Genomic DNA, 11,488 nt, shown 5'->3' on the forward strand with positions numbered 1-11,488 from the left:
GATGACTGAGCAGCTGGTAGCAAGAAACATATCCATGTTCTTCGCCGGACAGCGTGCGCTGGACAAGGTTGATCTGGCACTGCACCGTGGCGAGGTACAGGCCCTGCTGGGGGCGAATGGATCTGGCAAATCGACCCTGATCAAGGTCCTCGCCGGATATCATACTCCGGAACACGGCGCTGAGGTGACAATTGGCGGCCGAGTGCTGGCTTTCGGCTCGGCCCGTGCATCTCATCTGGCTGGACTGCGATTCATCCACCAGGACCTGGGGCTTGTCGACTCGCTTGATGTCGCGGAAAACCTCAGGCTGGGAGGCAATTACGGGCAGACATGGTGGCTCTCCGCTCGTACACAGCGGTCGCAGGCCGGCGACATGATGCAGAAATACGGGCTTGACATTGATCCGGCGATGCCGGTCGGTGCGCTCAGCGCGGCACAGAAGTCGATGGTCGCGATCATCCGCGCTGTCGAGGACGGACTCGCAAGCGAGGGCGTGCTCGTACTGGACGAGCCAACAGCATCATTGCCGCAAGAAGAGGTGCATCAACTGATGGACCTGCTTGCCGCATTGAAGGCCCAGGGGGTGACGATCCTGTACGTCACTCATCGCCTGCCCGAAGTCTTCGCCATAGCCGATCGGGTAACAGTGCTTCGCGACGGTCGCCGCATGGCCACCAAGACCATCGGGGAAGTTGCCGCAGATGACCTGATCGAGCTGATCCTCGGAAAGAGAATCGAAAAGCGGCAGGAGTCGGCCAGACTGGATCGCAGGGCTCCTGTACTGACGGCTGACCGTGTGTGCGGGGAAAATGTCACTGACTTCAGCTTCAAGGCGCACGCAGGAGAAATCCTCGGCATCACGGGACTCATCGGCTCCGGATATGAGTCAATATTGGGCCTGGTGTACGGATCTCTGATGCGCACCTCGGGCGAAGTGCAGGTTTCAGAGAAACGAATCACCGGCGGGTCACCGCGAACGGCAATCAGGCTTGGTGTGAGCTATGCACCTGCTGACCGTCGGAAACTGGGGTCCTTCGTCACCTGGAACGTCGGTGAAAACCTCACGATTCCGCTACTGAAATGTGCACGCGTTACTCGCCGACTTTCGCAACGAGCGGAAGAGGCCGAAGCGAAAGACTGGATCGGTCGCCTCGATATCCGACCGGGTCGCGCGCAGGCAACGTTTTCTGATCTCAGCGGTGGCAATCAACAGAAGGTCGTCATTGCCCGAATGCTCCGCTGCTCGCCTACCGCACTCCTCCTCGACGAGCCCACCACAGGAGTCGACGCCGGCGCAAAGTCAGCGATCTACTCGGAACTGCGTGACGCAGCATCGAACGGCGCAACAGTAGTCGTCGCCTCATCGGATACCGAAGAGTTGGCAGAGCTGTGTGATCGCGTCATCGTCGTAGCCGACGGACGACCGATCCGGGAGTTGGTCGGAAAGCAATCCCCGGCCGACATCGCTCGCGCCAGCCTGAATGACGAGAAATCCGCCGGCACCAGCCCGCGTGTAGGAGCAACTGAAGCTATAGAAGCGGAGTATTTCGGATGGAAAAGCGAAGAAGCGTGATCGTCGCGGCGTCGATCGCAGCGCTGCTTACGGTAGCAGCGTGTGGCGGCTCCGGCTCGAACGGCGGTGGATCCGCATCGGATGCCGGTGCAACGGGCTCGTCATCTGGCGTCGGTGGTGAATCAAGCGTGGTGAAGGCCGACATCGCGAAGCTCGCAGAGTACGAGAATCCGAAGCCAACAGTAACTGTGCCGGCACTCAGCAAAAGGCCGCCGACAGGTAAGAAAGTCGACATAATCAACTGTTCGGTTCCAGTCTGCGCGCTTTACACGCAGGCCGCCGAGAAGGCGGCTGCAGCGCTGGGCTGGAAGACAAAGATCGTGTCCACGCAATTCACACCGGAATCGTACACGGCGACCTGGAATTCCGTTGTTCAGGACAAGCCGGACGTCGTCTTTGCCGCCGCGATCCTTCCCTCCTCGATGGTGCAGTCCCAGGTCAATGCGCTGCACGCTGCCGGGACGATCATCCTGCCCTACGCGGGCGACGCCCCAGCTGGTCCCGGAACGCCTTACCTCTTCAGTAAGGCGAACACGCCCGAGCAGAAGCAGCAAGGCGTCGTGCAAGGTCTCATCGCTGTTGCCGACGCGAAGGGCGGCCCGAATGTGTTGTTCCTCGCGGTGCCGGACACGCCGTCCACGGCGCCGACCGGCGAGGCACTGAAGTCAACGGTTGAGGAAGCCGGCGGGAAGTACAGCGAACTCGACCTGAACACCGCAGATATCGGAACCAAAGCTCCCGGCCAGGTCGTGAGTTACCTTCGATCGCACCCGAAGGTCAAGTATGTGTGCCTTCCGTGGGATGACTGGATCTCGGGCCTCCCGCAAGCGCTCAAGAGTGCTGGACTCGGTTCTGTCAAGGTGATCGGAACGGCGGCGAACGCAACGTCGCAGAAGGCTGTCAAAGACGGTCTGATTTTTCGCAGCGTGGTTCACCCGACGGCACAGAATGCTTGGTGGATGATGGACGCCGCGGCACGCCAAATGGTTGGTGACCCGATCCGCGACCCAAATCCGCCCGGGCCGGTCGCGGTTGTGCAGCCGAGCAATGTGAGTGCCCTCGGGGACGCGAGTTCATGGCCCCACATCGACTCGGTCTTCCGAACGGCGTGGGGTGTCTCGTGATGGCTGAGAAATCACCGCCGGACGGGACGACGCAGATGGTCGACCGGGGGGTTGTGGACGCAGTACCCGCACAGACGGCTCGGCACGGTGCGCATGCGCGTACTGCCATGAGGCCGTCCTCGCTGGTGGCGAACCTCGGACAGCTCCGTTTGGGAAGGTTCGGCGGCCTGGGCCTGATCGTCGCGTTGGTCGTGATATTCGGGTTTTGGATTCCGGATACCTTCCTGACGGCGGCAACGGCGCAGGCGGTCACGCGCAACCAGGCCATCACCATCATCCTGTCGCTGAGTCTCATGGCCTCGCTCTCCGCCGGCGTTTTCGACCTGTCCGTAGGGCAGAATGTCGGCCTGGGAGCGGTCGTGTGTATCAGCCTGGTGTCCAAATATCACTGGGACACGGTTCCCGCGTGTTTGGCAACTGTGCTGGTGTGTGCGGCTGTCGGCGGGATCAACGCACTGCTGATCGTCGTCGTCGGAATCGACAGTTTCATCGCGACACTGGGCGTTGGCTCCGTGTTGCTTGCCGCGGCCGAGTACCTCAGCAAGAGCCAGTACGTCGGCCCGGCACCGACGGACTTCCAGAAGATGGCCGGGTGGCAGCCATTCGGAGTTCCGGTCCTGATCATCTACGCGCTGGTGCTGGCGCTGGCTGCTTGGTACGTCCTCGAACACACTCCGGTGGGCCGACGACTTTATGCGACCGGCGCGAACCCGGACGCCGCGCGGCTGGCCGGAATCGCGACGAAGAAGTACGTGGCCTGCGCGCTGATCCTCACGGGCATTGGATGCGGCGTCGCCGCGATCCTGCTGAGCGCGGCGGTCGGGAGCATCTCGTCGTCGGTGGGCAGCAGTTACCTGCTGCCTCCCTTCGCCGGCTGCTTCCTGGCCACCACCCAGATCAAGCCGGGACGATACAACGTGGGCGGACTGCTCGTCTCGTTGTTCCTGCTCGGTATCGGGGTCGAGGGCCTGTCGCTGGTCAAGGGCGATGTGTGGATCCCGGACCTGTTCAACGGTGTCGCTCTGGTCCTCGCGGTCGGCCTGACGGTGGTACTTCATCGTCGTGCGGCGAGCCGGTCCAAGCGGCGGGCGATCTCGACGGAGACCAGCCGCGAGGACCGCACAAAGCTGGCATGAGGGCACCAGTTGCCGGCGCGTCCGGTGTGCCGGCCGTGACGCGCCGCTCTCCCAGACTCGCTTCGAGGTCGCCCTCCGGTTCCGGCTGGGCGACCTTGGACGGCAGCCGGACCAGGGCCAGGCAGGCGGCGGTGACGCACAGGACTTCGATGCCTGGGTGCCCCCGGGACGGCTGCCCGGCCGTCACCGGCCTGACTCGCCGCGGTGAGCGTGTGCGGAACCGGACGACCCCGGCTCTCTTCCTCGCCCTGACCGACGACAAGGGGCACCTGACCTTGACCCGCCGGCCGTGCCGGGACGCTCCAAGGAGATCACCACCGCCCGCCGGCACAAGCTCACCGCACAGTCCGGCATGGGCGATTGCGTGACTCGTCGAGATTCGGCGTGCCGACGATGCTCCAACCCGAGTTCCACGACGATCCCCGGCTATCGCCGATAGCCCCTGAGTATCGGTGCCTTCATGGAGAAGTATTGGACAGCTTGGGTGCACGACGCGACAAGATGTCTCTGCCGGCGGGTGCGCCGAACATACGCGGAGCAACACCAGAAACGAATGGAGTCGGTCGCAGTGCTCGTGGCGCAGACATCGGCAGGTGTAGCACGCATCATCGGAACTCGGTACGAGGTCCTCGACGTCGGAGGCTTGAACTTGTCCGGCCTCCTCAAGTCCGGCGAGATCGGCCGGCTCGAGCAAGCGAGAGTCACCGCCACCCTGGGGGGCGACGAGGTGACCGTACAAACTCCGATCGACGGGCCCGGGAATATGATTATCGTCGGGCTGAACTACAAGGACCACGCCGCGGAAATCGGCACGGAAATCGCGCAGGTTCCGAGGGTGCATCTGGTGGCGCCCTCGGCGGTGAGCGGGCCCACCGATGACATTCCGCTTCCGAGGATCGCAGGGTCCGCGGTGGACTACGAGGGAGAAATGGCGGTGGTCATCGGAGCGCCTGCGTCCGACGTCTCGGTAGATGAGGCTTGGTCGCACGTGGCAGGCATCACCGCTGCCAACGACGTCACCGCCAGGGACGTCCAGAACGGAAGCAATGCCCTGGTGTCCGGTCCGAACGTCGGACTGGCGAAGGCGTTCGACGGATTCAAACCGCTCGGTCCGGCGCTCCTCACGACGGCGGGCGTGCGTGACGGCCAGGCGCTGCGCCTGCGCACACTGGTGGACGGCGAGGTACGTCAGGATTCCAGCACCGCCGAGATGCACTTCTCGGTCGCGGAGCTCATTTCGTACATCAGCCAGTACATGACGTTGCACCGTGGCGACGTGATCCTGACCGGTACCCCGGGTGGAGTAGGGGTGTCGAGTGGCCGGTTCCTGCGGGCCGGTCAAGTCGTCGAGGTCGAACTCGAAGGCGTAGGCGTGTTGCGCAATCGCGTCGCGTCACAGCTTCAACGGTGAAGACATCCCGGTCCCGGCACGATGCCGGGACCTACTCTCCAACAGAGATGCTGCGCCGATAACCCCGTCGCCTGGCAACGCGCGCGGCGGTCACCTCGATCCAGTAGCACTTCTTCGAACACTACACACGACAAGGACGACACAGGCAATGAGCTACCGCACCGTAATTGAAAACGTCTACAACCGCCTTGCCGAGGGCGACTTCAAGCCGATTTTCGATATCCTCTCCACCGACGCGCTGTGGATTGAGGCCGAGAACATTCCCTATTCTCCGGGAAGTCCGCTGGTAGGCCACGAAGCAGTGCAGGCGACCGTCTTCGATGAACTTGGAAAGGACTTCGCGGACTTCCACATCAACGTCAGTCGCATCGTTGCAGGAGGAACGACCGTTCTGGTCGAGGGGCGCTACGTCGGCACGACAAAGGCCGGGAAGGACATCGACGCGATCTTCGCGCACGTGTGGGACTTCGACGGAGACATGATCGTGCGGTTCCAGCAGTACAGCGACACGTGGCAGTGGCGTCGTGTCCTCGGCGTGGACGCCTGACAGCCGGCTCTACGCGCGCCGAGCAAAGGCTGGGCAAGCCGTCCTCGCATGCAGCCACAGCGTCGAGAGGGAGCAACGATCGTGGATTTGAAACTGGCAGGCAAGAGGGCCCTGGTGACCGGCGGGAGCCGAGGGCTGGGGTTTGCCATCGCAAGGGAGCTCGGCGCCGAGGGAGCGCGTGTCGCGCTTCTGGCACGGGACGCCGCCGCTGTTGAGGCTGCCGCCTCCCGGCTTCGCACTCTGGGCCACGACGCCATCGGCGTGGCGGCCGACACCGGTCGGGACGAGGAAGTCGAGTCCGCGGTGGCGGAGGCTACACAGCGGTTCGGCGGCATCGACATTTTGGTCAACGGCGCGGCCAAGGCGGCCGGCGGACCTCCGACGGGGCTGATGGACCTCGACGACGATGACCTGCGCTCCGAGATGGAGATCAAGGTTCTGGGCTACCTGCGCTGCGTGCGAGCCGTCGCACCGCAAATGATCGAGCGCGGCTGGGGCCGAGTCATCAACATCAGCGGGCTCGCGGTACGCCGCACGGGTTCTGTCTTCGGCTCCGTGCGCAATGCTTCTGTCGCCGCGGTGACGAAGAACCTGGCCGACGAACTCGGCCCCAAGGGGGTCAACGTGACGGTCGTCCACCCCTGGATCACCGAAACCGAAGGGGTCCGGGACCTGATCCGGGCAGGGGCGGCCGCGCGAAGGGTTACCGAATCCGAGTTCGCGGCCACGCTTGCGGCCGATGTCAGCATCGGCCGCCTGGTGCAACCCTCGGAGATCGCGCACGTGGTGACCTTCTTGGCCTCGCCGCTGAGTGTGGCGATCAACGGCGACGCGGTCGCTGCCGGAGGTGGCCTCGTCGGACCGATCTTCTACTGATGCAGAGGGCTGGAGAATTCGGAGAGTCGGAAGTGAGGCGGGCGAGTGCCGAGTGAACGGGACACGCCGGCCAGGAGGGCAGCCCGGGCGATGTCCCGGTCGGCGACGGCCTGGCTGGCAGACCTCGACGACGAACAGCGCGAACTGGCGTGGTGGGGGCCGCCAGGAGGGGAGCACGAAGCCGAACGCAGACGCTGGTACTACGCACCGACAGACCACGGAGGTCTTTCGCTCAACGGCCAATTCGCCCGGCAGCAGCGCCGCGCGATGGAACTCGTCTCCGCCGGATTGTCCCCCGAGGGTTACGCCCTCGTCTCGACGATCATGGGCACCGAAAACGTCCTGGACCAGGTCGAGGGCTTCTCGTCCGAATTCGACACCCGCCGGGGGCGTGACCCGTCCCGATACTACCTTCGCATCTTCGGAGACCCGGAAGGCGGGGCCCCTTGGGGCTGGAGGTTCGGCGGTCACCACGTCTCGCTGAACTTTCTCATCGTTGACGGGGAAGTACGGTCCTCGACGCCACGCTTCTTCGGCCTGGACCCCGCGGTCACGCCGTTGCCGGGTGGAGCGACGCTCGATCCCCTCAAGGGGTTCCAGTCGACGGGTCGGGAACTCGTGAACTCGCTGTTCCCTGATGCCCGAGCCGCGGCGATCCTGCTCGACCGTGCTCCGGCCGACATCGTCATGGGAAACCGGTCCTCCTTTCAGGACGGCGCAACCATGATGAAACTGCCCGACATCTTTCGTCGGCGGCCCGGAGACGAAGCGCTGATGGAACGGATGCGCACCGGCGGGGACGCACGCGATGCAGGGACCGGATACGAGCGTCGGGACTACGAGCGGCTCTCGGTGACATCTACACCGAAAGGCATCTCCGGGGCGGACCTCGACAGCCACCAGCAGGAATGCCTTGACCGCCTGGTACGGACGTACCACGACGGTCTGCCGGCCGGCCTCGCCCCGAGCTGGGACGTGAAGAGACTGCACTTCGCGTGGGCCGGGCCGACCGATATCGGCGCTCCGAACTACTACAGGGTCCAGGGCGACGGCATCCTCATCGAATGGGACAACACTTCCCGGAACGCCAACCACGCTCATGGGGTCGTGCGACACCTGTCGAACGACTTCGGTGGCGACACCCTGCGGCAGCAGTGACGGCCTCGGCCCGCATCGTGCAAGCCGGCCCGGAATTACCACTAACAGGAGGAAATACGATCATGAGTGAAACGACAGGGCAGCTCTTTGATTGGGTCGATGTGCGTGCGATGCCGGAGTCTGTTGCGGACGACGTCATTTCGCGTTTCCGTGCACTCGACGATCTCTCGGCCACAGTGGCAGATGCGCTTGACGCCCTCGGCATCCACGGGTGCGTGGGTTCTTCGACCTTGTTCCCGACCCTGCCTGACGAGCGCATAGTCGGGCGAGCCATCACTCTGCGAAACTCTCCCAGCAGGATGGACACCTATCGAGCCGTCACCGACGGCAGCTGGCTGATGGCCGAGATTCATGCCGTCGAGATAGCGGAACCCGGGGACGTGGTCGTCGTTTCTGGCCTCCCCGAGGTGTCGAACATGGGAGGCATCGTCGCCGCACTTGCCCGGCGGGGCGAAATCGCCGGCGCGGTCGTCGACGGTGCGGTCCGGGACGTGGCGCAGTCGCGTCGACGTGGGTTCCCCATCTGGACCCGGGACGTCACCCCGCGGACCGGGAAGTGGCGTGGGTCGTCGGTCGAGATCAACGGCACGATCTCCGTTGCGGGCGTGACCGTCGCGTCAGGTGATCTGGTTATTGCCGACGAGACGGGTGTGTGTTTCGTCCCGCACGCCCTGATCGACGACGTGCTCGCACGGTGCGAGGCGATCGACAAGAAGGAAGCCGTGATGTTTTCAGCCATCGCCGACGGTCTCCCCACGGCTGACGTCATTCGGCAACTCTACGGCCTGGACTGAATCCCTCGGGGGGCAGCGTCCGGCTTCGAGGCCGCGCTGCCCGGGCAGGAGTCGCGCGGTCTCCCGCACCGCGCGAACCTCCTTGTCATTCCGAACAAGGATCTTCGGTAAGGAGCATCGATGATAGTGCCTTTCAGCTTGTCCGACTTCATCGGCCGCGCCGCTCAGGTCTACGGCGATCGAGTGGGGGTGGTGGACGAGCCCGATCAGCCCGCGGCCTCACTCGGTGAGCTGACCTATACCCAGATGCATACGCTTGCGGCTCGGCAGGCTGCCCAGCTCGACCGGCTCGGTATCGGCTTCGGTGAACGAGTCGCGATCGTGTCGCACAACTCCGCACGCCTGCTGACGTCATTCTTCGGGGTCGCCGGCCATGGACGGGTGTTGGTGCCAGTGAACTTCCGGCTGCGCCCTGACGAGATCAGCCACATCGTCGCTCACTCGGGCGCCCGGATGCTGTTGATCGACCCCGAGCTGGACGAGGCGCTGGCCGGGGTCACCGCGGAACATCGGTTCGTCCTCGGTGACGACCAGCACCTCTACGCTCCGGCGGGGGCCGAGCCGAAGCCGTGGGCACCTGACGAGAACGCAACCGCCTGCATCAACTACACATCCGGCACGACGGCACGACCCAAGGGCGTCCAGCTGACCCATCGCAACATCTGGACCAACGCGATGACGTTCGGACTTCACGCGGGTGTCAGCGACCGCGATGTCTACCTGCACACCCTGCCCATGTTCCACGTCAACGGCTGGGGAATGCCCTTCACCACAGCGGGACTCGGCGTCACCCAGATTATGCTGCGCAAGGTCGACGGAGCGGAGATCCTCCGGCGCGTCGACAAGCACGGCGTCACGTTCATGTGTGCAGCGCCCGCGGTGGTGGCCTCGATACTCGATGCCGCGGCGACCTGGGACGGCGAGGTCCCGGGCCGCGACCGGGTGCGGATCATCGTGGCCGGGGCCCCACCGCCCACCCGGACCGTGGCCAGGGTGGAGGAGGAGCTCGGCTGGGAGTTCATCCAGCTCTACGGGCTGACCGAGACGTCGCCGTTGCTCACCATCAACCGCACCCGCGCCGAATGGGACGGGTTGTCGGCGGACGACCGGGCGCGCAAACTGGTCCGCGCCGGTGCTCCGGCGCTCGGCGTCTCCTTGTCCACGGCGCCCGACGGCGAGGTGCTCGCCCGCTCCAACACAGTGCTCGCGGGCTACTGGCAGCAGCCGGAGGCGTCAGCCCAGGTACTGGTCGACGGCTGGTTTCGCACCGGTGACGGTGGGGTCGTTGGCGAAGACGGGTACCTGACGATCACCGACCGAAGGAAAGATGTCATCATCACCGGCGGTGAGAACGTCTCGTCGATCGAGGTCGAGGATGTGATCTTCTCGCACCCCGCGGTCTCCGAGGTCGCGGTAATCGGGGTGCCCGACGAGAAATGGGGCGAGACGATCAAGGCGCTCGTCGTGCTCGCGCCGGGGAAGGAGGTCACCGAGGCGGAGCTGATCGCCTGGTCCAAGGAGAGGGCGGCCGGCTTCAAAGCTCCTACTTCGGTCGAGTTCCGCGACGAACTCGCTCGCACGGCAACGGGGAAGCTCCAGAAGTTCAGGCTGCGTGCCCCCTACTGGGAGGGCCGCGAGCGCCAGGTCAACTAGTGCGCTGAGCCAGAAATGGCGAGGCTGAGTCTATTTCAGGTTTCAGTGGTCGGCGGGTTGATTTGGGTGGGGTGGTCGGCGAGGGAGTTGACGACCTCTTCGTACGGGACGGGTGCCATGGGGGAGCCCCCTCGTGTGGTGTGAAGCGGGCGGCTCGGGGGCCGATGTGTGTGAACGCCGCCCACCTGCTGGGGTGCTCGGGGCTGTCGTTTCTCGGCCTGATCACGGCCTCCGTGACGGCGGCCGCGAAGGCCCGTGGGCGGAACCGTCCGCCGCGCGTCTGCGTTCCGAAGACGTGGCCGGCAGGGCCTGCTGGGACCGGCCGTCGACGAGGAGTACGGCGGTGGTGGCAGCGACGACTTCCGCCACAGCGCCGTCCTCATCGGGGAGTTCGCCCGCGCCGGCGCCTCCGGACTGGCCCCGAGCCTGCACAACGACATCGTCGGCCCCTACCTCACCCGGCTCGCCACCGAGGAACAGAAGCGGCGCCGGCTGCCCGGCTTCATCTCCGACGGCATCCTCGCCGACCTCGTCGTGATGGTCGCCCGCAGCACGCCCGAGGGCGGCAGCGCCGGGCAGAGCCTGCTCGTCGTCGAACGTGGCGCGGACGGCTTCGAACGAGGCCGCAACCTCGCCAAGATAGCCAGAAGGCCCAGGACACCGCCGAACTGTTCTTCAACGACGTACGCGTCCCCGAGGAGAACCTGCTCGGCGAGGAGAACCGCGCCGGCGTTCATCAGGGCGAGGTCGCCGGCGCCGGTCGTGAGCGTCAGCCAGTTCGGCCCCGCTCGGGCTCCGTGCCCCTGTGGCGCCACGAGGACGACCTGGGCACCTTCGTGGCGACCCCCGAGCACCGGCGGATCGTGCGTGCCTACCGTCACCGGGGCACCCTGCGCTCCGCGACCTGGCATGCGGACCGCTTCGACCCGGAAGCCGCGCAGCGGGCCGCGCGGTTCCTGATCGCGCGACGGGGTACCTCCGCCCCCCGTCGCCCGTCACCGACAGTGACCGTTTCTGATCGAGTCCGACCGGTCCTCGGCCATGCCGGAACGGTTGCGTATCCGGCTTATCGGTCTGTCGTACGAGGCCTCATACCAGAGCGGGACGTTGTCCGAGGGACTTTGGCAACTGCCCACCGCACATGAGGGGCAGCCGACTACTGTCAGTGTCCGTCGGGCGACGTAGGGCCGACGGACCAGTACACGGACCAGTACGA

General features: G+C 65.1%; 9 protein-coding genes and 1 pseudogene. All 10 read left to right on the forward strand.

Annotation, left to right across the window (positions count from 1 at the left end; translation table 11 throughout):
- Position 1 precedes the first annotated feature (1 nt).
- Positions 2-1,573 (forward strand): sugar ABC transporter ATP-binding protein, encoded by a 1,572-nt coding sequence (locus tag C4J65_RS31095; protein ID WP_162833432.1) that lies wholly within the window; start codon positions 2-4, stop codon positions 1,571-1,573.
- On the forward strand, positions 1,552-2,697 hold the full coding sequence (locus C4J65_RS31100) for a substrate-binding domain-containing protein (protein WP_115745412.1): 1,146 nt from the start codon (positions 1,552-1,554) through the stop codon (positions 2,695-2,697). The genes C4J65_RS31095 and C4J65_RS31100 overlap by 22 nt, the downstream gene beginning before the upstream one ends.
- Positions 2,697-3,833: an ABC transporter permease gene (locus C4J65_RS31105; protein WP_162833433.1), complete on the forward strand. Its 1,137-nt coding sequence runs from the start codon at positions 2,697-2,699 to the stop codon at positions 3,831-3,833. Before C4J65_RS31100 ends, C4J65_RS31105 begins: the two co-directional genes overlap by 1 nt.
- Before the next feature lie 568 nt (positions 3,834-4,401).
- Positions 4,402-5,244, forward strand: coding sequence for a fumarylacetoacetate hydrolase family protein (locus C4J65_RS31110; RefSeq protein WP_162833434.1), 843 nt, complete (start codon positions 4,402-4,404; stop codon positions 5,242-5,244).
- Positions 5,245-5,392: 148 nt separating this feature from the next.
- Positions 5,393-5,791 (forward strand): nuclear transport factor 2 family protein, encoded by a 399-nt coding sequence (locus C4J65_RS31115; RefSeq protein WP_115745415.1) that lies wholly within the window; start codon positions 5,393-5,395, stop codon positions 5,789-5,791.
- An 81-nt stretch (positions 5,792-5,872) separates the two neighbouring features.
- A complete protein-coding gene (locus tag C4J65_RS31120; RefSeq protein WP_115745416.1) occupies positions 5,873-6,667 on the forward strand; it encodes an SDR family NAD(P)-dependent oxidoreductase in 795 nt (264 codons plus the stop codon).
- A gap of 90 nt (positions 6,668-6,757) precedes the next feature.
- On the forward strand, positions 6,758-7,825 hold the full coding sequence (locus C4J65_RS31125; RefSeq protein WP_115745417.1) for a DUF3500 domain-containing protein: 1,068 nt from the start codon (positions 6,758-6,760) through the stop codon (positions 7,823-7,825).
- A gap of 62 nt (positions 7,826-7,887) precedes the next feature.
- The gene (locus C4J65_RS31130) at positions 7,888-8,619 is read left to right on the forward strand and encodes an RraA family protein (RefSeq protein WP_162833435.1); all 732 of its coding nucleotides are present in this window, start codon (positions 7,888-7,890) and stop codon (positions 8,617-8,619) included.
- Positions 8,620-8,739: 120 nt separating this feature from the next.
- A complete protein-coding gene (locus C4J65_RS31135; RefSeq protein ID WP_115745419.1) occupies positions 8,740-10,272 on the forward strand; it encodes an AMP-binding protein in 1,533 nt (510 codons plus the stop codon).
- A 297-nt stretch (positions 10,273-10,569) separates the two neighbouring features.
- Positions 10,570-11,009: pseudogene (locus tag C4J65_RS31140) on the forward strand (acyl-CoA dehydrogenase family protein); the annotation flags it as partial.
- Positions 11,010-11,488: the final 479 nt, after the last annotated feature.

This window comes from Streptomyces sp. CB09001 (genome assembly GCF_003369795.1).
Lineage (GTDB): Bacteria > Actinomycetota > Actinomycetes > Streptomycetales > Streptomycetaceae > Streptomyces.